We start from the raw sequence: 24921 nt of genomic DNA on the forward strand, positions 1-24921 counted from the left end.
ATCCGTGCGTTTCTTGCCATGAATAAACCAAGAAAAAAACACGTAATGCACTCAGGGACACAACCGGAAGGCACGGCCTTCCGAAAGTGAGGACACAATGACGGGATTTCGCAATTTCGTTATCGGCTGGGCTTTGACCGCCGCCTCCGTGATCACCGCCGTCGACCCCGTTGAGGCCATGCCGCTTCGGGCGCCCGACCTTCAGATCAAGGCACAAGGCGACGTCCAGGATGTGCAGTACTACCGCCAACGCTACTGGAGAGGTGGCTGGGGTTCCGGCTGGGGACCTTATTACCGGCGAGGCTGGGCCCGCCCCTATTATGGTTCGGGCTTGAGCTTCTACTTCGGTTCAGGCGGCTATTATGGCGGCGGTTACTATGGCGGTTATGGTGGTGGTTACTACCCCCGCTACGGCTATTACCCCCGTTATGGCTACTACCCCCGCTATGGCTACAACCGATACTACTATCCCCGCCGCTACTATGGCGGCAACACCTACTATCGCGAGCGCTATGTCGGCGGCGGCGGTTCGCATGTCAGCTGGTGCCTGTCGCGCTACCGCTCCTACAATCCGGCGACGAACCGGTTCCTGAGCTATAGCGGCGTCTACAGGGTCTGCTATTCGCCCTACCGGTAGCACGACATCGGGCGGTGCGGCGTAAGAGCCGCATCCCTCGCGCTTCCTCCTTGCCCTGCGACCGCAGGAGACGGGCTTCTGCGCGCCGTGATCGCGCCTTTGATGTAAATGCCGATTAAGCCACCGTTAACCGCAGCCGCTTACCGTTCTCAGACGGTTCCATAGCGCTGCCAGGAATGAAACATGCTGTTTCCGACCCAACAATCGGCTGCCGCCGCAACGACCAACCTGGTCGGCTCGATCGTGAAGGACATCGAGAAGCGGCAGGCGGAGGAAGAGGAAAAGGTCAAGAGCACGAAGGACGACAAGATCCTGAAGGCGCAGGTCAAGTCGGACGACGCTCGCAAGGCGGCCAACGAAAAGATCAATACCTATTTCTTTGATCGTTCACAGGGTGATGCCAGCAACAACCGCGCCGTGCTCATCCGCGAGGTCGGAAAGTACTTCGACCTCGACCGCGAAACGTTCAAATCCGACTCCGCCTTTGCAAGAGAAGTCGAGAACCAGCTGAAGGCGCTGGAATCTGGCGACGCCACCAAGATCGAGGAGGTGCTCGGGCTCGACAAACTCGGCATTTCGCTAAAGGACCTGATCCAAGCGCTCAAGAATCCGGATGGCGTGGAAAACGAAACGCTGAAGGCCGCGCTCGGCGAAACGGGCGACAAGGGCCCTCGGAGCCAGGCACAGGCCGCAAAGGCCGTCGACCGGTTGGAGAGTGCAGCGGAACCCGGATCGCTCGAGGAAGCACAGCTCGCCAGCTTGCGCAACGACCCGACCCGCGGCACCGACAAGCAGTCGCTGGCCGAACAGAGCCAGCAGCTGCGCGCACTCCAGCTCCAGGACGAACTGGAAAACATCGCCGAACGCCGCGAGGCTGCACAGCAAGATTTCATCCGCTTCGACGAGAACGGCCTCTACAGCCCGGCAGCCCAGAGCCTGTGACTATTTCCTGCGCACGATACCGAGCCGCGCCATGACCTCCTTGGGAATGCCATAGCGGCGTACCGCATCGCGGCTGTCGCGCAGGCCGCAGATTTCGCGCTGGACGAAAAACGCCCAGACGGCGTCGGCGGCCTCATCAAGAAGGCGCTCGCGCAGATCCGGCGCCGCATCGCCCTTCAGTGTCGACAGGGCGGCAAGTGCCTTTTCCACCTTCAGCCCATGCCGGCCCAGCGCATCGGCCCGCTCGGACATGAGCTCGTATTCGAGAACATTGAATGTGCCGGCCGTCGAAAAATTCGGACTCAGGGCCTTTGGGGGACGAAGGGTCATCCGAAACTCCTGACAGACGATGCGAAGCCTGTTGGGGCGATCGGATAAAGATGGCGCGTTGGCGCGCCGCACACAAGGCGCAGCGGCAGCCGGGCGCTGAAAACATGGTTAAGATTTCATAAACCTCTTCCCGCTAAGCTCAACCATCATGCCGATTCCCCCTATCCGCGGCCGAGCCGCGGTTGTCTGGCCCGTGGGCCAAGACGCGCATGAGGCGCCAACCCGCAAGTGACAAGCAGAAAAGTCGCGCGCAAGCCGCAAAAGCCGGTGCGCGCTCCAGCATGCACCCGCGCTTCGTCGGTCAACGACGATCGGTCAACCCGAGGTCAAGCGAGATGGAGACCAGAATGCTGATACCCATCCAGACGGCCCGAACCACGGCCGCCTCCGCCGACGACGCAAGCGCCAAGGTCCAGCAGCCGGCGGCGCAGCTGCCCGCCAGTCAGCGCGGCGAGGCCATACAGAAAATCCTCGATGCGTTGACGCGGCACCTCTCGGGCCGCGAAATCCTCTCCAAGGACGCACTGGTCCGGCTGATGGAAGACCTCGCGCGCATCCTCAAGTTCCCGCCCCTTCCCCAGGAGGGCGGGCGGGAATTCGTCCGGCGCCTGGTGGCCTTCCTCGAATCGATGCCAACCTCCGACCGGCTGCTCCTGGAACGCCAGCTCGGCGGCCGCAGTCTCGCCATGCGGGTCGGGTTGCTTGCGGAACTGCCGGCAATCCGCAACGGCACGTCGACGCCGCGCGGGACTGCGACGCCAATGCCCGCGCAGGCGCGCGACGTCATCCTGCGCAACCCCTCGCTCCAGCCGGCGCTGCCGTTCAACCCGACTGCCACGCGCGCGCCCATCGCCGGCGAAGTCGCACTGCTGCAGGCGGTTCTGCGCAAGACCTTCGGTGTCGGCAATGACAGCGACGTGATCCAACCGCAGGGCGACGATTCGGAGCAGGTCGGGACGAGGGACGCGCCGTCGAAAGGCCGAAGCGAAAAGCCGACCGAACGCAGCGCGACACGGGCGAGCAACGCGCCGACGACTTCGCCGGACGGCGCACCGATCGAAAGCGCCGCCGCGCTGCTTGGCGGCGAAGGCGAAGTCCAGGATGTGACCTCGCTCACGGCACCTGTAGCCGAGGCCGACGAGACCCCGCAAAACATCGACACGGGGCATGGCGAGACCGAGGCCGCGATCGAGGATGGCGCCGCAGCGCCGCTCAAGGACCAGGCGACCGGTGAGATGGAGGCGACCGACACCGCCGACGATCCAGATCCCGACGGGACCTATGGCCCACTGCCTGATGCGGACGAGGGAGACGGCCGGAAGGCAGCGCCGGTCCTCGATCGCGGTGATCAGGAGGCCCGCTCGATGCGAGTGCTTTCCGAGGCGATCAAGACGCTTATCCGCGACAGCGTGGCTTTGCCCGGCGGCGCGACCGACGCCGAACCGGGATCGACGGCACAGCAAACGGACGAGGCAGGCACGCCGCCTCAGGTGCCCGCGAAGGACGCAGCCACAGCCGCGCGCGGAGCCGATGCTGCGGTCCGCCAGCGCCAGACGCCGGATGGCAGCAACGTCCTGCCATCCTTGCTCGACGATCGGTCCGACGAGGCAAACGCCGCCCGGCGCGCATCTGCGGACATGCGGTCGCAACGCCCCGCCGACGAACAGACGATGCAGCAGGTCATCGCCAGGCTGGTGGAAAACGGCCTTCCGCGTGAAGCCATACCTTTCACCATGATCCCCTACCCGCCCGCTGCGAACGGTGCGGCGGACACCGAGGACCTGGGGCACGAGATGCCGGGAGGCTCTGGGGAAGACACGTCAGGCGAAGAGGAAGGCGCGGAAGAGGGCGACAGCGACGGAGAGGGAGGCGGCGAGCCGACCGACGAAGTCGTAGCGGCAGACGAGATGCTCGACGCGCCGGACGCCTACGATCTCTACCGCAAGCTCGGCGGCCTCGGCTGAGCGCCGCGCGGGAGAAGGCGCGTCAGATCCACCCCAAACGAAAAACCCGCGGAGATCGCTCCCCGCGGGTTCTTCAATTCAGATGTCAGACACCGATTACTCGTTGTTCTGGCGGTTCTTCAGAGCCGCGCCGAGGATGTCGCCGAGCGATGCGCCCGAGTCGGACGAACCGAACTGAGCAACGGCTTCCTTCTCTTCCGCGATTTCCAGAGCCTTGATCGACAGCTGGATCTTGCGGTCCTTCTTGGAGAAGTTGGTGACGCGAGCGTCGACAACCTGACCAACCGAGAAACGCTCCGGACGCTGTTCGTCACGGTCACGCGACAGGTCAGCGCGGCGGATGAACGAGGTGATGTCTTCGTGGTTGACGAGCTTCACTTCGATGCCACCATCGTTGATCGCGATGATTTCGGCCGAAACAACGGCGTTCTTGCGCAGTTCGCCAGAAGCAGCGGCGTCACCGACTGCATCCTTGCCGAGCTGCTTGATGCCGAGCGAGATGCGCTCCTTGTCGACGTCGACGTCGAGAACAACAGCGCGAACGACGTCGCCCTTGTTGAACTCTTCGATGACCTGCTCGCCCGGACGGTTCCAGTCGAGGTCGGAAAGGTGAACCATGCCGTCAACATCGCCGTCGAGGCCGATGAACAGGCCGAATTCGGTCTTGTTCTTGACTTCGCCTTCGACTTCGGTGCCAGCCGGATGGCTATGCGCGAATGCCTGCCACGGGTTCTCGAGCGTCTGCTTGAGGCCGAGCGAGATACGACGCTTGGTCGGATCGACTTCGAGAACGACAACGTCGACTTCCTGGCTCGTGGACAGGATCTTGCCGGGGTGTACGTTCTTCTTGGTCCAGGACATTTCGGAGATGTGGATCAGGCCTTCGATGCCCGGCTCCAGCTCGACGAACGCACCGTAGTCGGTGATGTTCGTGACGGTACCGGAGATCTTCTTGCCGACCGGGTACTTCGCGCCGATGCCATCCCACGGATCCGACTCGAGCTGCTTCATGCCGAGCGAGATGCGGTGGGTTTCCTGGTTGATGCGGATGATCTGAACCTTGACCTGCTGGCCGATGTTCAGGATCTCCGACGGATGGTTCACGCGGCGCCATGCCATGTCGGTGACATGGAGCAGACCGTCGATGCCGCCGAGGTCGACGAACGCACCGTAGTCGGTGATGTTCTTGACGACGCCTTCGACAACCTGGCCTTCTTCCAGGTTCTGAACGATTTCAGAACGCTGTTCGGCGCGGGACTCTTCGAGAACCGTACGACGCGATACGACGATGTTGCCGCGGCGCTTGTCCATCTTGAGGATTTCGAAGGGCTGCGGGTTATGCATCAACGGGGTGACGTCGCGGATCGGACGGATGTCGACCTGCGAGCGCGGCAGGAAGGCTACGGCGCCGTCGAGATCGACGGTGAAGCCGCCCTTGACCTGGTTGAAGATGATGCCTTCGACGCGTTCGCCGGCTTCGAACTTCACTTCCAGGCGCATCCAGCTTTCTTCGCGGCGAGCCTTTTCGCGCGACAGAACAGCTTCGCCGAGCGCGTTTTCGATACGCTCAACGTAGACTTCGACTTCGTCGCCGACCTTGAGCGAGCCGTCCTTGGCCTTCGCGCCGAATTCCTTCAGAGCGATGCGGCCTTCGACCTTCAGACCGACGTCGACAACGGCGACGTCCTTTTCGATGGCCGTAACGATGCCCTTGGCAACATAGCCTTCGGCGAGATCGGTCTTCGCGAAGGATTCTTCGAGAAGGGCGGCGAAATCGTCACGGGTAGGATTGGTAGCAGACATGGAATCTCCTGCATGCATCTCAATAAGAGACGCACATGCGCCGGGGGCTGGTGTTGAACAGGCCTGAACCCAGTCCGTCCCATCGAAGGGACAATCCGGCGCGTGGACGGAATTTCAGGCTATGCAAGAAGAGCGATCCTGACAGTGTCGGGGATGGGCTCTTCTTCAGATCTTCTTCATCAGGGCCGCATCGATCAAAGACTTCGCGGCCTGAAACGCCGCCTCTATACTCATTTCGGACGTATCAAGCAAGTGCGCGTCATCGGCCGGCCGCAAAGGACTGTCGGCACGGCCCATATCGCGCTCGTCGCGCTTCTTCACGTCGTCGAAAATCGCTGCGTAATCGGCAGGCTGGCCGTTATCGATGATCTCGTCATAACGACGTTTCGCCCGCACTTCCGCAGAGGCGGTGACGTAGAGCTTTACCGGCGCATCCGGGCAGACGACCGTGCCGATGTCGCGACCGTCGAGCACTGTTCCGGGCTCGCGTAGCGAAAAGGCGCGCTGCGCCTCGACCAGCGCCCGGCGCACGGCCGGCATGACGGCGATCTTCGAGGCCGCCTCGCCGATTGCGTGGGCGGAAAGCACGGAACGATCGAGGCCCGCAAGCTCGACCTCGCGCGCCATCTCTTCAGCCACTGCCTCGTCATCGAGCGGCAGGCCTGCGTCCAAAAGCGCCTTGGCGGTGGCGCGGTAGGTCAGCCCTGTATCGAGATGATGAAAGCCGTAGTCTTCGGCGATCCGGCGCGAGAGCGTGCCCTTGCCGGCTGCTGCCGGCCCGTCGATGGCGATGGTGAATGTCATTTTCCAACCTGCATGTGTATGTGGTCGTCGTGCCTGGCAGCCCTGCAACCCTGAAACCTAATGGACTCCGCCTCAACGCCAAGTCTCTGCGCCAGATGCGGTTCCACGAATATCTTCTCGATGCCGAAATCGCTCCCCTCGCCTGAGAGCCAGCGGAGCGCCTCTGTTGTGCGGCCTTCTTCCAGCGGCAAGGGCCGCCACAGCGGCTGCAAGAAGTCCAAGTCCCACCGCAAGGTCAAGAGGTCTTCGCGATCCCGGCATGGAAGAATACTATCCGGACGGGGTTGCTCGAAGGCGAAATAGCCGATCGGCGAACGGGTCGCCTTATCCAGATAGCCGCTACCGGTGTCCTGATAGAAAAACGCGATATCGAGCTTCCGACCGTCCGAATGGGACAGATGCGGGAACAGCGGATAGCCGTTGAAAAACGGAAAATTGGCGTCGAGCGCCAAGGTGGTCGTTCCGGGGAACGCCTGATCCAGATGCCGCGACAGCGCGACGGCCGCGTCCTTCAGTTCCGGAACGACATATTGGCGGTTCAGGACACAGAAGAAAGGCGACTGCATCTTCAGCCGCGAGGTGCCGTCGTAAAAACAGGGCAGCGGAACCCGGCCGAAGATCGGGGCCACGGCATAGCTGAGTGCACTCCCCGCTGCATAGAGCCCAAGAAAGAGCGCAAGAAAAACAGCAACGCCGGCTCCGCTTCGACGCACGAGACCAAGAGTGACGAGCCAGACGACGCCGCCGATCTGCGTCAACAACGTCAGGAGAACGACGACCGCAAACGTTAGCAGCCATCTCATTCGTGCCGCAAGCGTCTTGGACTTCATGCGATCCTCGCTCCGAGCCCTGCCATCAGGTCCAGCAACTCCGGAAAGTTCGCCGCGATCATCTTCGTGTCGTCAACGGTAATCGGATGCTCCGAGGCAAGCCCCATCACCAGGAAGCTCATGGCGATACGGGGGTCGCGGAGGGTCTTCACCACGCCGCCTGAAACACTTCCGAGGCTCTTGCCGCCGGGGCAGCCCCGCACGATCAGCGAAGACCTGCCCTCCTCGCAATCGACACCGTTGAGTTTCAGGCCCACGGCGATGGCGGTGAGACGATCGGTCTCCTTCGCACGCAGTTCATCAAGGCCGTTCATGACGGTCGCGCCTTCGGCAAAGGTGGCGGCGACGGCGAGAGCCGGGTACTCTTCGATCATCGAGGCGGCACGCTCCTGGCGAACCACAACGCCTTTCAGTTCGGAGTGGCGCACCCTCAGATCGGCCACGTCTTCGCCGACCACCTGCCTGCTATCGATCACCTCGATGTCGCCACCCATCTCCTGCAAGGTCAGGATCAAGCCGGTGCGGGTCGGGTTCATCAGCACGTTACGGATGGTGACGTCGGAGCCCGGAACGATGAGCGCCGCGACCAGCGGAAAAGCCGCCAAGGACGGATCGCCGGGCACGTCGATCTCCTGGCCAAAAAGCCTGCCGCGGCCTACAAGCCGGATGGTGCGGACACCGGCGGCGTCGATCTCCACCGAGAGTTCGGCACCGAATCCGCGGAGCATGCGTTCCGTATGGTCACGGGTCATCGCCGGCTCGATGACGGTGGTGATGCCGGGCGCATTGAGGCCGGCCAACAGCACAGCCGATTTCACCCGGGCGGACGCGACCGGCAAACGGCAGGTGATCGGCGTCGGCGTCTTCGGTCCGCGAAGTCTCACCGGCAACCGGTCGCTTGCGGCAGCCTCTATCTGCACGCCCATCTGGCGCAGCGGATCAAGCACGTGCGCCATTGACCGCCGGCTGAGCGAGGCATCACCGATGAAGGTGGTTTCGAAGTCATAGACGCCGGCAAGCCCCATGGCGAGGCGGCAGCCGGTGGCGGCATTGCCGAAATCGAGCGGAGCTTCCGGCGCAAGCAGTGCGCCGTTGCCGGTGCCATCGACGATCCAGCTGTCGCCTTCCCGCCGGATCCTAGCGCCCATCGCCTGCATCGCATTGGCCGTGGCCATCACGTCCGCACCCTCGAGCAGGCCGGTGATGCGCGTTTGACCGGCGGCAATGCCACCGAGCATCAAGGCCCGGTGCGAAATCGACGTGTCGCCGGGAACGCGGATCGTACCTCGAAGGTCAGCGGATCGGCGGGCTGTGGCGGGTCTCGGGCCCGATCCATGCGACATGCGATTTCCTCTAGAGCATACGACCGGCAGGAGCCAGAAAGAGCGTCGTTTGGGGCAGGCGCGCACCACGCCGCCCTCTCTTTGCGCTACTAGCACACGCCGGCGAAACGGTCATCCTCGTGAGCCCGAAAGCCCGCGACAGCGGGGCTTTGGCGTTTTGTCTTTGACAGATGCAGCCAAGACGATTATGGGGACCGGCTAATCATCATCAGCTTGATACCCTTTCCACCCGCCGGCTTTGCCGGCAAGCGCCGGCACGGCCGGCCATTCAAGAGGCTTTGACTGTGGCAAATCCGGAACTTGGAACAAAGCGCATCGACCCGGAAACGGGGCGCAAATTCTACGATCTGAACCGTGATCCGATCGTTTCGCCCTACACCGGCAAGTCCTATCCGCTGTCCTTCTTCGAAGAAACCTCGGTCGCCAAGGTGCTCGAGAAGGAAGAAGAAGAAGACGTCACGGAAGTCGATGCAGAGAACACCGAAGTCGAACTCGTTTCGCTCGAGGATGCCGACGAAGAGGCCGCGGGCGGCGACGACCTGCCGGATCTCGGCGACGACGATGTCGAGATCGACGGCGATGACGATGACGACACCTTCCTGCAGACCGACGACGAAGACGATGACGACGACATGAGCGACCTCATCGGCGTGTCGGACGACGAAGAAGACGTCTAAGCGCTTCAAATGACAACGGAATGCTCCCGTCCTCGGCCATTCGGGCCCGGACGGGAGAAAATCGGCCCGGACAAAAATAAATCCACAGGCCACGCATTTTTCGGCTTGCCATCCTCAAAAAGGGGAAGTAATAAGCCGCCACTCGCCAGGCACAACAGCCCGACGAACTTCCCGGACCGGCCTCGCCGGAACCCGATATGGGGCTATAGCTCAGCTGGGAGAGCGCTTGCATGGCATGCAAGAGGTCAGCGGTTCGATCCCGCTTAGCTCCACCAAACCTTCCTTTCGATTGATTGGTATCGAACTTTCAAGGTCCGCCGCTGCTTTCCATTTCGTCCAGCGAATCCAGGATCATCGTCAAGAGCCGAATGATGTCGGCGGATTCGAGCAAGGCGTTGCGGATTTCGCGCTCGGACCGTTTGGGTATGGAACCGGCGATATCCAGGAGGACATTGGTCACGTCAGGCGCTTCGGTGTTCGGCTCCATGCCGGTCTGCTCGCGCATGCAGCGGATCAGCGCCACTGCGCCTTCCAGCAGCTGTTGCGCCTGCAACGGGGTGAGGTCATGGACCTCATTGGCGGCACGAAACAGCTGCGATCTGAAGCCCGAAATCGTGGTCATCTCCCGGATGATACTCCTTTCGGCTTCAAATGAAAGTGGTGGCCGGCGTGGCCCGCGCAACGCTCAGGTGCGAATGATGCGCCCGCGACCTTGCGCGAACACATCCAAAGTGCCGAGCCGCACGTCGTCGGCGTAGGTACACCTCGCGCACGGTTGCGGCTTTATGGTTTGTTAAGCATCTGGCAGCAGAGCTGTTTGCATGTTCCTGATCTCGAAAATCTTCTGGCTCATCGCGCAGCCGCTATCGCTCTCGTTGTTCGCAATCCTTGCCGGACTGCTGGCGACAGCAGCCGGCTGGCGGCGTGTCGGCGCATGCCTCGGCAGCTTCGGCGCACTGGCGCTGTTCGTCAGCCTGTTCACGACCGCGGGCTCCTATGCCCTGCAAGTGCTGGAAGACCGCTTCCCGCGCCCCGCGCCACCAGTCTCGCTTTCCTGCATCATCGTGCTTGGTGGTGCGTTCGAGAACGAGGTGATGGCCGGCCGCGGCGGCATTGAGCTCAATCAGGCGGCGGATCGCTTCATCGAAACCGTGCGGCTGGCGAAGCGCTATCCTGACGCGCGCATCCTTGTTTCCGGCGGCGACGGCTCGATCAGCGGCGCCTATGAGGGCGACGCGCAGGCCTCGACGGCATTCTTCCAGGCGTTCGAGATCGCGGACGACCGGGTGGTTCGCGAGGAAAATTCACGCACGACCTTCGAGAATGCGCGCAACACCAGGGATCTGCTTACGGCAAACGGGCTTGCACGGTGCGCGCTCGTTACCTCCGCCTACCACATGCCGCGCTCGGTCGCGCTCTTTCGCGCAAACGACATCGATGTGCTGCCGTGGCCGACCGACTACCGATCGAGCGGCAAGGTACAGCTCGGTTTCGATTTCACCCAGCCCTCGCTGAACGCGCAGCTGACGACGACGGCTGCCAAGGAATGGACCGGGCTCGTTGCCTACTACCTGCTCGGCCGGACGCAGACGCTGTTGCCCGCGCCCTGAAAGAGTTGACGCAGGGGCACGGCATGCCCCAGCTTCAACGACACGCCGAATCTTGCCCGGAGCGCCTATGCCGATCCTCGAAATTCTCGACTATGCCGGTGTCGCCGTCTTTGCTGCCACCGGGGCGCTCTCGGCCTCGCGCAAGCAGCTCGATATCATCGGCTATCTGTTTCTCGCCTCGGTGACCGGGATTGGCGGGGGCACGATGCGCGACGTCGTACTCGGCGCCACGCCGGTCTTCTGGGTCACCAACCCGACCTATCTGTTGGTTTGCGCCACGGTCGCGCTCATCCTGTTCTTCACCGCGCATCTGTTCGATTCGCGCTACCGGGTGCTCGTCTGGCTCGATGCGATCGGCCTTTCGGCATACAGCGTGATGGGCGCGGCCAAGGGGTTCGCGGCCACGGGCTCGGCAACGGTGGCGCTCGTCACGGGCATGCTGACCGCCACCTTCGGCGGCGTGCTTCGCGATATGCTTGCCGGAGAACCGTCCGTGCTTCTGCGGCCGGAAGTCTATGTCACGGCGGCGCTGATCGGCGCCGGCGCCTTCGTGCTTGCGACGATCGGCGGGTTGCCACTTGCGGCGGCATCGACGCTCGGCGTGATTTCGGCCTTCGCAGTGCGCGGTGGCGCACTCAAGTTCGGCTGGACCCTGCCCACGGGCAAGGCGCTGCCGGGCCGGGACCCCGACGACGTGATGTAAGCGGCGCGCTTGCCCCATCGGCGCATTAACGCGCGATCAAACTATTTTGAAGATTGCCTTGCAGGCGGGCTCAGCGGCTAGCTTTGCGGCGCAGGCGGATGACCACGTCGACATGCGCGATCTCCATGCCATCGGGCGGTTCCGGGAGATTGTCGATCTGGATATTGCTGACGGGAATGTCGAGCACCTCGTTCTGGCCCTCGATGAAGAAGTGATGGTGGTCCGAGACGTTGGTGTCGAAATAGGTCTTGGCGCTCTCGACGGCGAGGACACGAATCATGCCGGCCTCGGTGAACTGGTGCAGCGTGTTGTAGACGGTTGCGAGCGAAACCGGCACGCCGGCCAACACGGCCTCCTCGTGCAGTTCCTCGACGGTCAGGTGGCGATCACCCTTGGCAAAGATCAGATCGGCGAGGGCAACGCGTTGACGGGTCGGACGCAGGCCGGAATGGCGCAGCCTTTCTTCCGAACTCACTTCTGTTGCTTTCGTCATCAATGGTCGTTCCATGTATCCCGACAAAATTCACAATACTTCCGTTGCGATATAACTTTTGCGCCCTCTCCTTTCAATAGATTCCAGGCCCGACAGGCGTTGCAAAGCCCGAAAAACCGGTCAAACTCGGGGAACGCTGGCAATTAACTCTGGTCGCGCCCACATTGATCCTGTAAGCGACGGCGGAATGAAATCGCCATCTGGAGCGGAAAACACCGGACCAAAAAGACAAGATCCGGGTCGCCACGCTTCATTTCAAGCCAAACTTGCTCTAAAGCAGGTCGGACAACACAATTTGTTACGCGGGGAAACATCCATTCATGACGACCAGACAATCCAGCTTCAGCTATGAGGAAATCCTGGCCTGCGGCCGTGGAGAGTTGTTTGGCCCCGGCAATGCCCAGCTGCCGCTGCCGCCGATGCTGATGGTTCATCGCATCACCGAAATCTCCGAAACCGGCGGCGCCTTCGACAAGGGTTACCTGCGCGCCGAGTATGACGTGCGGCCGGATGACTGGTACTTCCCCTGCCACTTCCAAGGCAATCCGATCATGCCGGGCTGCCTCGGCCTCGACGGCATGTGGCAGCTGACCGGCTTCTACCTGGGCTGGCTCGGCGAGCCCGGTCGCGGCATGGCGCTGTCAACCGGCGAAGTGAAGTTCAAGGGCATGGTGCGTCCCCATACCAAGCTTCTCGAATATGGAATCGACTTCAAGCGCGTCATGCGCGGCCGGCTCGTGCTTGGCACCGCCGACGGCTGGCTAAAGGCCGATGGCGAAACTATCTATCAGGCAACCGACCTGCGCGTCGGCTTGTCGAAGGAGAAGGCCGAGTAAATCCGGACCTGCCGCACCGAACGAAATAAAGAAAAGGTCACTATCATGAGACGGGTTGTTGTCACGGGCCTCGGCATCGTTTCCTCGATCGGGAACAATGCTGACGAAGTCACGGCGTCGCTGCGCGATGCCAAGTCGGGCATCACGTTTTCTCCCGATTTCGCCGAGAATGGCTTCAAGTGCCAGGTCTGGGGCGCCCCGTCGCTCGATCCGACCGAGCTCGTCGACCGCCGCGCCATGCGCTTCCTGTCGCAGGGTGGTGCCTGGAACCACGTTGCGATGAAGCAGGCGATCGCCGATTCCGGCCTCGAAGAGGCGGTCATCGCCCGCAACGAACGCACCGGCATCATCATGGGCTCCGGCGGCCCGTCGACCCGCACCATCGTCGAAGCGTCTGACATCACCCGCAAGAACGTCAGCCCGAAGCGCATCGGCCCGTTCGCGGTTCCAAAAGCGATGTCGTCCACGGCTTCCGCGACGCTCGCCACCTGGTTCCAGATCCACGGCGTCAACTACTCGATCTCGTCGGCCTGCTCGACCTCGGCGCACTGCATCGGCAATGCGGCGGAGATGATCCAGTGGGGCAAGCAGGACGTCATGTTTGCCGGCGGCCACGAGGACCTCGACTGGACCATGTCCAACCTGTTCGACGCCATGGGCGCCATGTCGTCGAAGTACAATGACACGCCGGAAACGGCTTCGCGCGCTTACGATCTCAACCGCGACGGCTTCGTCATCGCCGGTGGTGCCGGCGTCCTGGTGCTTGAAGAGCTGGAGCACGCCAAGGCCCGCGGCGCCAAGATCTACGCCGAAATCGTCGGCTACGGCGCGACCTCGGATGGCTACGACATGGTGGCTCCGTCCGGCGAAGGCGCGATCCGCTGCATGCGCCAGGCGCTCTCGACGGTGAAGGGCGAGGTCGACTACATCAACACCCACGGCACCTCGACGCCTGTCGGCGACAGCAAGGAGATCGGCGCGATCCGCGAGGTCTTCGGCAACAGGATCCCGCACATCCAGTCGACCAAGTCGCTGACCGGCCACTCGCTGGGCGCTGCAGGCGTGCAGGAATCGATCTACGGCCTCCTGATGATGCAGGCAGGTTTCATCGGCGAAAGCGCGCACATCACCGAACTCGACCCCGAATTCGATGGCGTTCCGATCGTTCGCAAGCGCATCGACAACGCCAAGATCGATACGGTTCTGTCGAACTCGTTCGGCTTCGGCGGCACCAACGCAACGCTCGTCTTCCAGCGCTATAACGGATAAAACCATGACGGGACTGATGACTGGAAAGCGTGGCCTCATCATGGGTGTGGCCAACAACCATTCTATTGCCTGGGGCATTTCCAAGGCGCTTGCAGCGCAAGGTGCGGAACTCGCCTTCACCTACCAGGGCGAAGCGCTTGGCAAGCGCGTCAAGCCGCTTGCTGCCGAAGTCGGCTCCGATTTCCTGCTTCCCTGCGACGTCGAGGACATCGCCTCCGTCGATGCCGTGATCGATGCGATCAAGCAGCGCTGGGGCAAGCTCGACTTCATCGTGCATGCGATCGGCTTTTCCGACAAGAACGAGCTGAAGGGCCTTTACGCCGACACCTCGCGCGACAATTTCAGCCGCACGATGGTGATCTCCTGCTTCTCCTTCACCGAGATCGCCAGGCGCGCGGCAGAGCTGATGAATGACGGCGGCTCGATGCTGACGCTCACCTATGGTGGCTCGACGCGCGTCATGCCGAACTACAACGTCATGGGTGTTGCCAAGGCGGCGCTGGAAGCCTCGGTGCGCTACCTCGCCTCCGACTACGGCGTGCGCGGCATCCGCGTCAACGCGATCTCGGCCGGCCCGATCCGCACCCTTGCCGGCGCCGGCATTTCCGATGCCCGGGCCATGCTCTCCTGGCAGCAGAAGAATTCGCCGCTGCGCCGCACCGTCACCATCGACGACGTCGGCAATTCGGCGCTTTACCTGCTCTCGGACCTGTCCCGCGGCGTCACCGGCGAGATCCACTATGTGGATTCCGGCTACAACATCACGTCGATGCCGGCGCTTGACGCGCTGAGAACCGCCGACGCGGAGTAAGATCGTCCACCGTCACCAAGCGTGAACATAGGCAAATCCAAAAGCCCCGGCGACGCATTTGCTGGGGCTTTTTCGTGCAATCGCCCGGCGCACTACCGCAGGGCGACGTGGCGACAGGACCTGTCGACGACATCCGGCGCCGGTTCTCTCCGTTGAGAGAAGGCTATTCCAGGTCCATCGTCGTGAAGACCCGGCAATTGTCCGGCGCGGGCGTGCCTCGGCAGATCTGGGCATCCACCAATTGATCGACGGCAAGCGTGCTCGTCACCAACAGCGCCTTGAACATTTGCCAATGATCGGGGTTGCTGCTCTCGCCTTTCGGGTTCGCAGCCAGGAGTTCGTATCGAACGCCCATTTCACCGTAGTAGGCCACGAGTTTCCGGGTGCCGGCATCGTTTCCGGCTAGCGTTGGAATGTCTTCGACGATCGTCCCTTCTCCCGCGAGCCGTCGATTGCCGGATGCAAGGACGAGCGTACATGCCTGCGAGCAAGCTCCAAGCGAAACGGCCTTGCCGATATAGTCGGCTCCCTTGTCGTCGTTTGCGGTACAGTCCTTTTGATCCCGCTGACATCCGACGAAAACGGTCGTGCCCACCGCCACGCTCAGCTTGCTCTTTCGGATGAGGCGGCCGATTGCCATCGCAGCCGCCATGTCGCCGCCGGGCGATCGCAGAACCACGGGCAGCTTGCGCCCGGCGAGCGTCTTCAAGGTTGCCTTCAGCAGGGCCGGCGTCTTCGGACCGATGGTGCCTGCAGCGGAAATCCATTCCGGGCATGTCGGCTCGCAACCGGCCTGGTTCGATCGCACGACGACAAACCGCATCTCCTGCTCGTTCGCCATTGTCGTCTGCGCACCCAGCGGGCCGGAGACAACAAGGCAGATCGACAGCAATGCCCCTTTGAGCCCGCGTCGGACCCTGCCACCAAGAGGCATCCACGCCTGCGCTTTGGCTTCCATCCTACACTCCCAGGTCTACTGACGTTTCAGGTCCGACATGACGAAGACCCGGCAGTTGGCCGCGGCCGGCACCGTCCTGCAAATGTCGGCCGTCGTCAGCAGTTCGACGCCGCCCAGTTGCGTGATCAACTTCATGTCCATCATCGCGACGGGCTCGATCTTGCGCATGTCCGAAGCTGGCGTCACCTTCATCAGATCGACGACACTGCGGCCGACGCCCATTTCCGAGAGGTAGGCCGCAAGCTGGCGCTCCATCGCCTTCGTCATCTCATAGCGTTTGTGGCTGCCGACATTCTTGCGGCTGACCACCTTCTTGCTGGTGACCTTCTTCTTGCCGTTGACGACGCGGTACTGCTCCCGATACCGCGTCATGATCTTCACGTAGACTGTGGTGACCTGGTGAACGCCCAGGTACGCCCACTGGCCGACCACGCGCCGGGTGCCGCCGGCAAGCATGAGCGGACAGGCCGAAGCGCAATAGGCGCCAGCCGAATAGGCGACGCCGATGTAGCGGGCGCCCTTGCCGTCGTTTTCACGACAGTCTTTTTGCTCCGGCTGACAACCGATGAAGCGGGTTTTGCCGACCGCCACTTCAAGCTTTTGTTCTCGGATGAGGCGACCAAGCGCCAGAGCGGCGTCGACATCTCCGCCCGGCGACGTCACCACGATCGGCAGGCGGCGTTCACCGATGGTTTTCAGCAGCTTTTTCAGACGCGCCGGGCTTTCGCGGGCAATTGCCCCCTCGGCGGATATCCATTCCGGACAGGTCGGCTCGCACCCCGGCTGGCCGCTGCGAACGACAAAGAACTGCATGTCTGGGCCACCGACGGGCGATGCCTGGACCGCCGATCCGCAGGCCAAGAGCCCGAGCAACAGACAAGCCATGACGGCGAAACGCGAGACAACAACCTTCAGGTAAGCCGTGCCGAACAAATACGTATACCTCATGCCGGCTGCCTTTTGCGCCGGTCAGAATGGACGGGTGGTGATTGATTCCGGTTTCACGTCCCCGCGCGTTGACGGGCGAAATAAAGTTCTGTGCAGCAATCTTATGTATCCAAACAAAGGCCTCTATTCGCTGACCACACTGGTGCCGTGCGAAAAGAGATAAGGCAATAAAAAGGTTGCGCCTGCGGCGATTAAAACCAAGGATAGCACGCCTTAAGAATATAAGGCAACATTCACATACGCGAACAAAGACCATGGAAGGCGAATGATCGCCGACCATTGGCGGATGGCCGGCATGATCATCCCATCGGCGCAGGACGGTCGCAGAAGACGGTCGGTTTCGAAGGCACGCGCCTTCAAGGACCCGACCTGAAGTTCGGTGGCGTTCTGGCCACCGGGGCCTTTTGATTGCGCTGGACAAGCGGGTTGCCTGCGATCGCCGGTGCGCGTCAATCCGGAAGGCCAGCCTTACGGAAGCCGTCGACGAAGTGCTCGAGAACCGCGATGTCACGGAAGGGCTCGGCGGCGGCCCAGTGGCGGATCGTGAAATGCGGGTTGGCGACGAGGAACAGCTCGGCTTCCGCGCGCGCCTCGTCGAAACGGCCGAGCTGCGCCAGACTTGCCGCGAGGAAACGGCGCGAGCTGGTGCGGTAGGTCTCGTCCTTGCGCAGCGTCTCGACAGCTGCTTCGTAGCCGCCGGCCGCATATTGCGCCTGGCCGAGCGTCAGATAATACCAGCTCGCCGGATAAGGGTTCAGCCGGAACGCCCGACGGATGTGCTCCAGGCCCTCTTCCACACGCCCGGCCAGCACCGCGATGTCGGACAACGCCGCCCAGGTGTCGGCTTCGTTGGGGTCGAGTTCGATCGCCTTGGCGAACTCCGCATCCGCCTCGGCAAAGTGGCGCTCATAGGCCAGCAGATAGCCGAGAATCCACCGACTGCCGGCATCGTCGGGATCGATCGCGACGGCCTTGTGCGCCAGTTCGAGCGCGAGGTGACGGCCGGTATCCGTCGGCCCACCGGAATGGACCCAGCCCATCCAATGGTTGATCGCCAGCCAACGATAGGCCTCGGCGTAGTCAGGATCGAGTGAAACCGCGCGCGTGAGCATCAGAAGCGCTTCCTGCGCCATCTGCGGCGTATCATCCATCAATCTTCGCGCCCGTACGCAAAGATCGTACGCCTCGATATTGCGCGGGCGTTTGCGTGGCGGCGCTGCACGCAACCTCCCGAGCAGGGCTTCCACGATCCTCGCGGTCACCTCATCCTGAACGGCAAAAATATCTTCGAGGCTGCGGTCGAAGCGCTCCGCCCAGAGCTGTTCGCCGCTTTCCGCGTCGACCAGCTGGGCGTTGATGCGCACGCGCCCTGCGGCCCGCCTGGCGCTCCCCTCCAGCAGATAGCGCACGCCAAGATCTTCGGCGATCGCGCGCACGTCCACCGCCTTTCCCTTGTAGGCGAAGACCGAATTGCGGGCGATGACGAACAGACCGGAGCTCCTGGAGAGGTCGGTGATCAGGTCCTCGGTCAACCCATCCGCGAAGGTTTCCTGCTCGGGATCGTTGCCGAGACTGACAAAGGGCAGCACGGCGATCGACGGCTTGCCGGGCAACGGCAGGGGCCTTCGCTTCGCACCATCGAGCCGCTCGATGGCCCCGGCGAAGCGGTAGCCGACGCGTGGAACCGTGGAGATCCAGTCGCCGCCGTCGGCAGCCGGGCCAAGCAGCTTCCTCAACTGCGCGATCTGGACGGTGAGGTTGCCTTCCTCGACTATCGAGTCGGGCCACGCCGCATCCATCAACTCCGCCTTGGTCAGGATTTCGCCTGATCGCCCGACGAGCGCGGCCAGCAGCTTTAGCCCACGGTAGCCGACAGCAACAGGATCATCATTCCGCAGGAGCGTTCCCGCACCCGGATCAAGAATGAACGGACCAAAGGCAAAACGCGAAGCCTGCATGCGGCGCATCTATAGACGTTTTGGATGTTTTTGAGAACTTTTTGGAAGGCCTTAAGTACGACGCCGTCCGTATCGCGCAGAGTTCAACCTCTTTCAGCCGGAGGGTCGATGGGACCCGCAACATAGCTTGGAGGTTGTCATGCACGATTTCCCCTTCTCTGTCCCAGCCTCGCAGCAGACAGCATCGCTGCAAACACGCCCGGGATCGGCGAACCCGTCGCCTCCACGCGTCCGCCTGTGGACGCTTGGAGGCATGCTTGCGGCGTGGCGCGACCGAAACCGCTTCCACACTGACCTTGAGCGAAAGCTGCAGGGCGATCCCCATTTGATCGACGATGTCGGCCTGACCAGACGCCAGGTCGAGGAAGAGCTCGCCAAACCCTTCTGGCAAGTGTTGTAAGCCGCAATGACGTCAGACCACCAGTTTCCGGCCCCGACACCGGCTCGCCGCCACCTGCTCGCGACGCCGCGACAGGATCGGACCCCTTGGGCAGCGATGGCGGGCATCATTGCGACCGTTACCGTTTTCGCCGTTGCCCAGGGACTGACTTACCCGCTGCTCAGTTTCATCCTGGAGCGACAACGCATTGCACCCGCCTTGATCGGCCTGTCGGCGGCGATGACGCCGCTGGGTTTCATCCTGTCTGCACCCTTCATTCCGGTGCTCTCACGGCGCTTGGGCGGCGCCAGGCTTGCAATCCTGTGCTCCATCCTGGCCGCGTGCACGCTTGCCGCTATTGCCTGGACGCAGGACGTCTGGGCGTGGATGCCGCTTCGCTTCCTGCTTGGTGTCTTCGCCAATCCGCTTTCCGTGATCAGCGAGACCTGGCTGGTGGCGATCACGCCCGCATCCCGCCGGGGCCGCATCCTAGGCCTCTATTCATCGGTCGTTTCCGGCGGCTTCGGCATCGGTCCGCTGTCGTTAGGCCTGGTCGGAACAGAGGGCTGGCCACCTTTTGCGATCGGCATCGTCGCCTTCCTCGCCTGCGGCCTGATCGTCCTTGCCGTCGTGCCGCGCCTGCCTGACATGCCGCAGGAAGGCGAGACCACGTCTGTCGCCGGCTTTTTCGCGCTCGCGCCCTTGCTCCTGTTCGCGGTGTGCACGGCTGCAGCCTTCGAACAGACCCTGCTTTCCCTACTCGCAGTCTACGGCACAGCACTCGGCAGCGCCGAGAGCCGCATCGCTCCGCTCATCACCTGCTTCATCGCGGGCAATGCAACGTTGCAGATCTTGCTCGGCCGCCTGGCCGAGCGCATGGGTTCGAGGCAGACGATGTTGTTCTGCGTCCTGGCTTCACTGGCCGGCTGCCTGCTTTTGCCCTGGTTCTTCAAGGCATGGCTCATCTGGCCGCTCGTCTTCGTCTGGGGCGGGGTCACGTTCGGGATCTACACTCTGTCGCTGATCCAGCTCGGCGAGCGCTACACCGGCCAGGCCTTGATTGCCGGGAACGCAGCCTTCGCGTTCGCTTGGGGCGCGGGCGGCATCGTCGGCTCGCCGGCGGCGGGACTAGCGATGCAATGGACGGGACATCAGGGCCTGCCATTGTCGCTTGGCCTGCTGTGCATTGTATTGGCGGGGCTTCTGATCGCGGCGAGAAGGCGGGGCTGACGAAGCCGCGCAGCACCTCTGCGCAACCGTGATATCGGCGCGCCCGCTGCTACAAGCGATCGTCGTTGATGGACAGGTTCAAACCAAAACAAAAAGCACGAGCAGAGCGACTATGATCGCCAGAATGACGAACCCCGTATGCGTGCGTCGTGCCGGATCCAGGGGCAGATGATAGAGGCTCTTCAGAAACGACATGGGCACCTCGGAGGTCGCTCCATGTCCTTCGCCCTGTTTGATGTCCTTGGCGATTGCCTCGGCCGCATCCTCTGTCAGAGGCGGCCTGTTTACTCCCGACGTCATGGAACTCATCCTCCGACTGGGAACACCGACGATCCCCATCGTGAGCCCGATCAGCAGCGAAGGCAACGGGCAAACTGTCGCTTCGGGCGGTCCTCAACGCGAAAGAGCCGGGCAAGTGACCCGGCTCTCATTCGATTATCAGTCGCGTGCGGTATTGCGGGTGGCTGGTCTCAGCGCTTGGCCCAGAGAACCTTGAAGCGGGCGTTGCGGCAGGTCTCGCCGTACTCCCTGGAGTTTTCCGCCAGCACCTGCTCGTAAGGCAGGCCGCGGTTGGCGACCAGCATCAGCTTGCCGCCCTGCTTCAGCGCCTTCAGCGCCGTCTTGATGATGGCAACGCCGAGCGCCGGCTCGGCGGCGTGGCTTTCATGGAAAGGCGGGTTCATGACGATGAGGTCGTACTTGTCGCGCGGCTCTTCGCTGGTCAGGTCGAACCAGTAGAAACGCGCCGGCATGCGAGGAGCGTTCGCCATCATGTTGACGCGGGCCGCTTCGAGCGCCTCGTGATCGGCCTCGAAGAGATCGATGCCCTTGGTGCCGGGCGACGCTTCGGCGAGCTTCGCTGCCAGATAGCCCCAGCCGGCGCCGAAATCGGCGGCATGGCCATGGAAATCGTTCGGCAGGCGCGAGGCAAGCAGTTCGGATCCGGCATCGACGCGGTCGTGCGAGAACATGCCGGGCGAAGCTTCGAACAGGCCGTCGACGCGTACCGGCACCTTGGCAAGCTTGCGCACGGCGTCGGTGACGTCTTCGGGGCGGGTGAACCAGAAGGCGACCCCGTGATATTTCGGCAGATGATCGCCGTCCCATTCGAACTTGGCGATCCGCTTCTTCAAGGACTGGATGCCGTCTTCCTTGCCACCGGCAACGACGATCAGGCCGCCCTCGCGGGTGCGCTTCAGCGCCTCGGCGATCCGGTCCTCGTTCTCGCCCTTGTGCTTTCCTGCGAGCACCAGCGTGACGTCGTAGTCCTCACCGGCAACCTCGGGCGTCACATCGGCGCGCACTGCCTCCAGGGCTCGGTAGAGCGGCCGAAGCGGCTGAACGGCCGTAATCGGCGCCTCGAAGCCTTGGGGCAGCCTATAGCCCGCTTCGGCGCCGAGAAAGAGCACGCGCTCGCCCTCGCCCGGCGGGTCGATCACGCCGCTGTCGAACGGGTAAAACAGGGTCTTCAACGCATCTCGGCTCATCGGTCTATCCGTCATCTTCCTATAAGAAAGGGGCGCGGAGCGATCCGCCCCGCGCCCCGAATGCACTCGGGTGAAGCCGGCTTACTCGGCGGCTTCGCCGTCGCCCTTCTTTTCAGACTTCTCGGCAGCGACTTCCTTGCCGGTGGCCTGGTCGACGACCTTCATCGACAGGCGAACCTTGCCGCGCTCGTCGAAGCCCATCAGCTTGACCCAGACCTTGTCGCCTTCCTTGACGACGTCGGTCGTCTTGGCAACGCGCTCGGAGGCGAGCTGCGAGATGTGGACGAGGCCGTCGCGGGCGCCGAAGAAGTTGACGAAGGCGCCGAAGTCGGCGGTCTTCACAACCGTGCCTTCGTAGATCTGGCCGACTTCCGGCTCGGCGACGATCGAGTGGATCCACTTGCGGGCCGCTTCGATTTCCTTGCCCGAAGAAGAAGCAATCTTCACGGTGCCGTCGTCTTCGATGTTGATCTTGGCGCCGGTCTTTTCGACGATTTCGCGGATGACCTTGCCGCCCGAGCCGATGACTTCACGGATCTTATCGACCGGGATGTTCATGACTTCGATGCGCGGAGCGAACTCGCCGAGCTGGCCACGGCTTTCGGAAATGGCCTTCGCCATTTCGCCGAGGATGTGGAGACGGCCGCCCTTGGCCTGGTTGAGCGCGATGCCCATGATCTCTTCGGTGATGCCCTCGATCTTGATGTCCATCTGGAGCGAGGTGATACCGGCTTCGGTACCCGCAACCTTGAAGTCCATGTCGCCGAGGTGATCTTCGTCGCCGAGGATGTCAGAGAGAACGGCGAAGCGCTCATCTTCCTTGATCAGGCCCATGGCGATACCGGCAACCGGCTTTGCGAGCGGAACGCCGGCATCCATGAGAGCGAGCGAGGTGCCGCAAACCGTTGCCATCGACGAGGAGCCGTTGGATTCGGTGATCTCGGAAACGACGCGCAGCGTGTAGGGGAACTGCTCGGCTTCCGGCAGCATCGGGCGGATCGCGCGCCAGGCGAGCTTGCCGTGACCGATTTCGCGACGGCCCGGGGAGCCCATGCGACCGGTTTCGCCGACCGAGAAGGGCGGGAAGTTGTAGTGCAGCATGAAGCGTTCTTTGTACATGCCGGTCAGGCTGTCGACGTACTGTTCGTCTTCGCCGGTGCCGAGCGTGGCAACGACGATCGCCTGCGTTTCACCGCGGGTGAACAGTGCTGAACCGTGGGTGCGCGGCAGGAGGCCGACTTCCGAGACGATCGGGCGAACGGTTTCCAGATCGCGGCCGTCGATGCGGCTCTTGGTGTCGAGGATGTTCCAACGAACGATCTTGGCCTGCAGGTGCTTGAAGACGGCGCCGATTTCTTCGGCCGAATGGGCCGGGTTCTCGATGCCTTCCGGCAGGAAGTGCGCCTTCACCTTGGCCTTGACGGCGTCGACGGCAGCGTAGCGAGCGGCCTTCTCGGTGATCTTGTAGGCGATGCGCAGTTCGTCTTCGGCCAGCGAGAGCATGGCGTTTTCGAGAGCGGAATGATCCTCCGGTTCGAATTCGCGCGGCTCCTTGGCAGCGACTTCAGCGAGCTTGATGATGGCGTCGATGACCGGCTGGAAGCCCTTCTGGCCGAATACGACGGCGCCGAGCATCACGTCTTCAGCCAGTTCCTTGGCTTCCGACTCAACCATCAGCACGGCTTCCTGGGTGCCGGCGACGACGAGGTCGAGGGTCGATTCGTCCATCTCATCGAGATGCGGGTTCAGCACGTACTGGCCGTTGATGTAGCCGACGCGCGCGCCACCGATCGGCCCCATGAACGGGATGCCCGACAGCGTCAGCGCAGCAGAAGCGGCAACCATCGACAGGACGTCGGGGTTGTTTTCGAGGTCATGCTGCATGACCGTGACGATGACCTGGGTGTCGTTCTTGTAGCCATCGGGGAAAAGCGGGCGGATCGGGCGGTCGATCAGGCGCGAAACCAGCGTTTCGTTTTCGCTCGGACGGCCTTCGCGCTTGAAGTAGCCACCCGGGATCTTGCCGGCGGCGTAGGTCTTTTCCTGGTAGTTGACGGTCAGCGGGAAGAAGTCCTGGCCCGGCTTCGGCGCCTTGGCCGAAACGACGGTGGCGAGAACGACGGTTTCGCCGTAGGTGGCGATGACGGCGCCGTCAGCCTGGCGGGCGACCTTGCCGGTTTCGAGCTTGAGCGGACGCCCTGCCCATTCGATTTCAACCTTGTGGGTATCGAACATGTTCTGTCCTTCATGTGCGGCGGACCTTTCCGCGGCTGTTACAGCGCGGGGTGGTCGAAGGGCCGCATGAATGGCGCATCACGGGCAAGACAACGGGAGGCTTCACGCTTGAAATCGGCTGCAATCCGCTTCGCCTGGACAGTCGCTGTTTTGCGGCTGACCGGCAAGCAGGGGCCGAAGCATCCTGCAATCCTGCCCCATGACGGGCCATCGGTTGATCCGCGAGACCGGCCCATCCGGTTCGCTGGATCTCTCCTGGTGCCACGCTTCCTATGCGGCCGGAGAGATTATTCCTTGAGCGTCCAGCGCTCCATAAAAAAGCCGGCGGGTCGCAATGACCCGCCGGGCAAATCGCTTAGCGACGGATGCCGAGGGCACCGATCAGCTTGGTGTAGCGCGCTTCGTCTTTCTTCTTCAGATAGTCGAGGAGCGAACGACGGCTGGAAACCATCGCGAGCAGACCACGGCGGGAATGGTTATCCTTCTTGTGGCCCTTGAAGTGTTCGGTCAGGTTGTTGATCCGTTCCGTCAGGATAGCAACCTGGACTTCCGGAGAACCGGTATCGCCTTCAACGGTTGCAAATTCCTTGATGAGCTGAGCCTTACGCTCTGCAGCAATCGACATCGGATGATCCTTTCGATTTCGAGGATTTAGGGACGCCGTCAGCCGGGAT

The 24921-nt window shown here is 62.5% G+C and carries 25 protein-coding genes and 1 tRNA gene; 12 read left to right on the top strand and 14 right to left on the bottom strand.

The features are described from left to right. Nucleotides 1–97: 97 nt before the first annotated feature. Both BBX50_RS02925 and BBX50_RS02930 read left to right on the top strand, forming a co-directional pair. A complete protein-coding gene (locus BBX50_RS02925) occupies nucleotides 98–637 on the top strand; it encodes a BA14K family protein (protein ID WP_065773836.1) in 540 nt (179 codons plus the stop codon). A 183-nt stretch (nucleotides 638–820) separates the two neighbouring features. Beyond that, on the top strand, nucleotides 821–1579 hold the full coding sequence (locus BBX50_RS02930; RefSeq protein WP_065773837.1) for a hypothetical protein: 759 nt from the start codon (nucleotides 821–823) through the stop codon (nucleotides 1577–1579). On the opposite strand, the gene BBX50_RS02935 is transcribed toward BBX50_RS02930, so the two are convergent. Further along, on the bottom strand, nucleotides 1580–1909 hold the full coding sequence (locus BBX50_RS02935; RefSeq protein WP_065773838.1) for a DUF6665 family protein: 330 nt from the start codon (nucleotides 1907–1909) through the stop codon (nucleotides 1580–1582). A 347-nt stretch (nucleotides 1910–2256) separates the two neighbouring features. Here BBX50_RS02935 and BBX50_RS02940 point away from each other — a divergent pair, with 347 nt between their 5' ends. Further along, a complete protein-coding gene (locus BBX50_RS02940; protein WP_065773839.1) occupies nucleotides 2257–3873 on the top strand; it encodes a hypothetical protein in 1617 nt (538 codons plus the stop codon). A 96-nt stretch (nucleotides 3874–3969) separates the two neighbouring features. Here the strand turns inward: BBX50_RS02940 and rpsA are convergent, their stop codons facing one another. The 4 genes from rpsA to aroA form a co-directional block, all read right to left on the bottom strand. Next, entirely contained in the window at nucleotides 3970–5676 is a 1707-nt protein-coding gene (gene rpsA, locus BBX50_RS02945; protein WP_065773840.1) for a 30S ribosomal protein S1, read from the bottom strand. A gap of 165 nt (nucleotides 5677–5841) precedes the next feature. Further along, entirely contained in the window at nucleotides 5842–6480 is a 639-nt protein-coding gene (gene cmk, locus BBX50_RS02950; protein WP_065773841.1) for a (d)CMP kinase, read from the bottom strand. After that, on the bottom strand, nucleotides 6477–7238 hold the full coding sequence (locus tag BBX50_RS02955) for a hypothetical protein (RefSeq protein WP_320410522.1): 762 nt from the start codon (nucleotides 7236–7238) through the stop codon (nucleotides 6477–6479). Before BBX50_RS02955 ends, cmk begins: the two co-directional genes overlap by 4 nt. 68 nt (nucleotides 7239–7306) lie before the next feature. Continuing rightward, nucleotides 7307–8653 (bottom strand): 3-phosphoshikimate 1-carboxyvinyltransferase, encoded by a 1347-nt coding sequence (gene aroA / locus BBX50_RS02960; protein ID WP_065773842.1) that lies wholly within the window; start codon nucleotides 8651–8653, stop codon nucleotides 7307–7309. Nucleotides 8654–8937: 284 nt separating this feature from the next. Between aroA and BBX50_RS02965 the strand changes: the two genes are divergently transcribed. Together BBX50_RS02965 and BBX50_RS02970 are read left to right on the top strand one after the other, a co-directional pair. Further along, nucleotides 8938–9330, top strand: coding sequence for a TIGR02300 family protein (locus tag BBX50_RS02965; RefSeq protein WP_065773843.1), 393 nt, complete (start codon nucleotides 8938–8940; stop codon nucleotides 9328–9330). A gap of 199 nt (nucleotides 9331–9529) precedes the next feature. Continuing rightward, nucleotides 9530–9605, top strand: a tRNA-Ala gene (locus BBX50_RS02970). 32 nt (nucleotides 9606–9637) lie between these two features. Here the strand turns inward: BBX50_RS02970 and BBX50_RS02975 are convergent. Continuing rightward, the gene (locus tag BBX50_RS02975; protein WP_065773844.1) at nucleotides 9638–9952 is read right to left on the bottom strand and encodes a hypothetical protein; all 315 of its coding nucleotides are present in this window, start codon (nucleotides 9950–9952) and stop codon (nucleotides 9638–9640) included. A 199-nt stretch (nucleotides 9953–10151) separates the two neighbouring features. Between BBX50_RS02975 and BBX50_RS02980 the strand changes: the two genes are divergently transcribed. Both BBX50_RS02980 and BBX50_RS02985 read left to right on the top strand, forming a co-directional pair. Further along, entirely contained in the window at nucleotides 10152–10940 is a 789-nt protein-coding gene (locus BBX50_RS02980; protein WP_065773845.1) for a YdcF family protein, read from the top strand. A gap of 67 nt (nucleotides 10941–11007) precedes the next feature. Continuing rightward, nucleotides 11008–11643: a trimeric intracellular cation channel family protein gene (locus tag BBX50_RS02985; protein ID WP_065773846.1), complete on the top strand. Its 636-nt coding sequence runs from the start codon at nucleotides 11008–11010 to the stop codon at nucleotides 11641–11643. A gap of 70 nt (nucleotides 11644–11713) precedes the next feature. Here the strand turns inward: BBX50_RS02985 and irrA are convergent, their stop codons facing one another. Further along, nucleotides 11714–12136: an iron response transcriptional regulator IrrA gene (gene irrA, locus BBX50_RS02990; protein WP_065773847.1), complete on the bottom strand. Its 423-nt coding sequence runs from the start codon at nucleotides 12134–12136 to the stop codon at nucleotides 11714–11716. 320 nt (nucleotides 12137–12456) lie between these two features. On the opposite strand from irrA, the gene fabA reads away from it, so the two are divergent. Genes fabA through fabI form a run of 3 tightly spaced genes read left to right on the top strand, consistent with a single transcriptional unit; the run spans nucleotide 12457 to nucleotide 15052 of the window. Next, complete coding sequence (gene fabA, locus BBX50_RS02995; RefSeq protein WP_065773848.1) at nucleotides 12457–12972, top strand: 3-hydroxyacyl-[acyl-carrier-protein] dehydratase FabA; 516 nt, start codon at nucleotides 12457–12459, stop codon at nucleotides 12970–12972. Between the two features lie 45 nt (nucleotides 12973–13017). Continuing rightward, the gene (fabB, locus tag BBX50_RS03000) at nucleotides 13018–14241 is read left to right on the top strand and encodes a beta-ketoacyl-ACP synthase I (RefSeq protein WP_065773849.1); all 1224 of its coding nucleotides are present in this window, start codon (nucleotides 13018–13020) and stop codon (nucleotides 14239–14241) included. A 4-nt stretch (nucleotides 14242–14245) separates the two neighbouring features. Continuing rightward, nucleotides 14246–15052: an enoyl-ACP reductase FabI gene (gene fabI / locus BBX50_RS03005; protein WP_065773850.1), complete on the top strand. Its 807-nt coding sequence runs from the start codon at nucleotides 14246–14248 to the stop codon at nucleotides 15050–15052. A gap of 163 nt (nucleotides 15053–15215) precedes the next feature. Here the strand turns inward: fabI and BBX50_RS30670 are convergent, their stop codons facing one another. The 3 genes from BBX50_RS30670 to BBX50_RS03015 form a co-directional block, all read right to left on the bottom strand. Beyond that, nucleotides 15216–16010 (bottom strand): hypothetical protein, encoded by a 795-nt coding sequence (locus BBX50_RS30670; RefSeq protein WP_244513267.1) that lies wholly within the window; start codon nucleotides 16008–16010, stop codon nucleotides 15216–15218. A 15-nt stretch (nucleotides 16011–16025) separates the two neighbouring features. Next, nucleotides 16026–16958 carry a hypothetical protein gene (locus BBX50_RS30675; RefSeq protein WP_244513268.1) on the bottom strand — a complete coding sequence of 311 codons (933 nt, stop codon included), beginning with the start codon at nucleotides 16956–16958 and terminating at the stop codon, nucleotides 16026–16028. Between the two features lie 449 nt (nucleotides 16959–17407). After that, entirely contained in the window at nucleotides 17408–18925 is a 1518-nt protein-coding gene (locus BBX50_RS03015) for a winged helix-turn-helix domain-containing tetratricopeptide repeat protein (RefSeq protein WP_201723447.1), read from the bottom strand. Between the two features lie 226 nt (nucleotides 18926–19151). Here BBX50_RS03015 and BBX50_RS03020 point away from each other — a divergent pair, with 226 nt between their 5' ends. After that, nucleotides 19152–19316, top strand: coding sequence for a DUF1127 domain-containing protein (locus BBX50_RS03020; RefSeq protein ID WP_244513271.1), 165 nt, complete (start codon nucleotides 19152–19154; stop codon nucleotides 19314–19316). A gap of 96 nt (nucleotides 19317–19412) precedes the next feature. Then, on the top strand, nucleotides 19413–20525 hold the full coding sequence (locus BBX50_RS03025; RefSeq protein ID WP_244513272.1) for an MFS transporter: 1113 nt from the start codon (nucleotides 19413–19415) through the stop codon (nucleotides 20523–20525). 78 nt (nucleotides 20526–20603) lie between these two features. Here BBX50_RS03025 and BBX50_RS03030 read toward each other — a convergent pair whose 3' ends face one another. From BBX50_RS03030 to rpsO, 4 genes are all read right to left on the bottom strand, one after another. After that, entirely contained in the window at nucleotides 20604–20825 is a 222-nt protein-coding gene (locus tag BBX50_RS03030; protein ID WP_065773853.1) for a hypothetical protein, read from the bottom strand. Nucleotides 20826–20995: 170 nt separating this feature from the next. Further along, on the bottom strand, nucleotides 20996–22012 hold the full coding sequence (locus BBX50_RS03035) for a class I SAM-dependent methyltransferase (protein ID WP_065773854.1): 1017 nt from the start codon (nucleotides 22010–22012) through the stop codon (nucleotides 20996–20998). A gap of 81 nt (nucleotides 22013–22093) precedes the next feature. Then, nucleotides 22094–24247: a polyribonucleotide nucleotidyltransferase gene (gene pnp / locus BBX50_RS03040; RefSeq protein WP_065773855.1), complete on the bottom strand. Its 2154-nt coding sequence runs from the start codon at nucleotides 24245–24247 to the stop codon at nucleotides 22094–22096. A 355-nt stretch (nucleotides 24248–24602) separates the two neighbouring features. Further along, complete coding sequence (gene rpsO, locus BBX50_RS03045) at nucleotides 24603–24872, bottom strand: 30S ribosomal protein S15 (protein ID WP_029742369.1); 270 nt, start codon at nucleotides 24870–24872, stop codon at nucleotides 24603–24605. Between the last annotated feature and the right edge of the window lie 49 nt (nucleotides 24873–24921).

This window comes from Ensifer sp. LC11 (assembly GCF_001695835.1).
Taxonomy (GTDB): domain Bacteria; phylum Pseudomonadota; class Alphaproteobacteria; order Rhizobiales; family Rhizobiaceae; genus Ensifer.

What these genes read in the sequence shown, in the direction of transcription:
- BBX50_RS02925 (WP_065773836.1), top strand. Translation starts at nt 98, where the DNA reads ATGACGGGATTTCGCAATTTCGTTATCGGCTGGGCTTTGACCGCCGCC.
- BBX50_RS02930 (WP_065773837.1), top strand. Translation starts at nt 821, where the DNA reads ATGCTGTTTCCGACCCAACAATCGGCTGCCGCCGCAACGACCAACCTG.
- BBX50_RS02935 (WP_065773838.1), bottom strand. Translation starts at nt 1,909, where the DNA reads ATGACCCTTCGTCCCCCAAAGGCCCTGAGTCCGAATTTTTCGACGGCC.
- BBX50_RS02940 (WP_065773839.1), top strand. Translation starts at nt 2,257, where the DNA reads ATGCTGATACCCATCCAGACGGCCCGAACCACGGCCGCCTCCGCCGAC.
- rpsA (WP_065773840.1), bottom strand. Translation starts at nt 5,676, where the DNA reads ATGTCTGCTACCAATCCTACCCGTGACGATTTCGCCGCCCTTCTCGAA.
- cmk (WP_065773841.1), bottom strand. Translation starts at nt 6,480, where the DNA reads ATGACATTCACCATCGCCATCGACGGGCCGGCAGCAGCCGGCAAGGGC.
- aroA (WP_065773842.1), bottom strand. Translation starts at nt 8,653, where the DNA reads ATGTCGCATGGATCGGGCCCGAGACCCGCCACAGCCCGCCGATCCGCT.
- BBX50_RS02975 (WP_065773844.1), bottom strand. Translation starts at nt 9,952, where the DNA reads ATGACCACGATTTCGGGCTTCAGATCGCAGCTGTTTCGTGCCGCCAAT.
- BBX50_RS02980 (WP_065773845.1), top strand. Translation starts at nt 10,152, where the DNA reads ATGTTCCTGATCTCGAAAATCTTCTGGCTCATCGCGCAGCCGCTATCG.
- BBX50_RS02985 (WP_065773846.1), top strand. Translation starts at nt 11,008, where the DNA reads ATGCCGATCCTCGAAATTCTCGACTATGCCGGTGTCGCCGTCTTTGCT.
- irrA (WP_065773847.1), bottom strand. Translation starts at nt 12,136, where the DNA reads ATGACGAAAGCAACAGAAGTGAGTTCGGAAGAAAGGCTGCGCCATTCC.
- fabA (WP_065773848.1), top strand. Translation starts at nt 12,457, where the DNA reads ATGACGACCAGACAATCCAGCTTCAGCTATGAGGAAATCCTGGCCTGC.
- fabB (WP_065773849.1), top strand. Translation starts at nt 13,018, where the DNA reads ATGAGACGGGTTGTTGTCACGGGCCTCGGCATCGTTTCCTCGATCGGG.
- fabI (WP_065773850.1), top strand. Translation starts at nt 14,246, where the DNA reads ATGACGGGACTGATGACTGGAAAGCGTGGCCTCATCATGGGTGTGGCC.
- BBX50_RS30670 (WP_244513267.1), bottom strand. Translation starts at nt 16,010, where the DNA reads ATGGAAGCCAAAGCGCAGGCGTGGATGCCTCTTGGTGGCAGGGTCCGA.
- BBX50_RS30675 (WP_244513268.1), bottom strand. Translation starts at nt 16,958, where the DNA reads ATGAGGTATACGTATTTGTTCGGCACGGCTTACCTGAAGGTTGTTGTC.
- BBX50_RS03015 (WP_201723447.1), bottom strand. Translation starts at nt 18,925, where the DNA reads ATGCGCCGCATGCAGGCTTCGCGTTTTGCCTTTGGTCCGTTCATTCTT.
- BBX50_RS03025 (WP_244513272.1), top strand. Translation starts at nt 19,413, where the DNA reads ATGGCGGGCATCATTGCGACCGTTACCGTTTTCGCCGTTGCCCAGGGA.
- BBX50_RS03030 (WP_065773853.1), bottom strand. Translation starts at nt 20,825, where the DNA reads ATGACGTCGGGAGTAAACAGGCCGCCTCTGACAGAGGATGCGGCCGAG.
- BBX50_RS03035 (WP_065773854.1), bottom strand. Translation starts at nt 22,012, where the DNA reads ATGAGCCGAGATGCGTTGAAGACCCTGTTTTACCCGTTCGACAGCGGC.
- pnp (WP_065773855.1), bottom strand. Translation starts at nt 24,247, where the DNA reads ATGTTCGATACCCACAAGGTTGAAATCGAATGGGCAGGGCGTCCGCTC.
- rpsO (WP_029742369.1), bottom strand. Translation starts at nt 24,872, where the DNA reads ATGTCGATTGCTGCAGAGCGTAAGGCTCAGCTCATCAAGGAATTTGCA.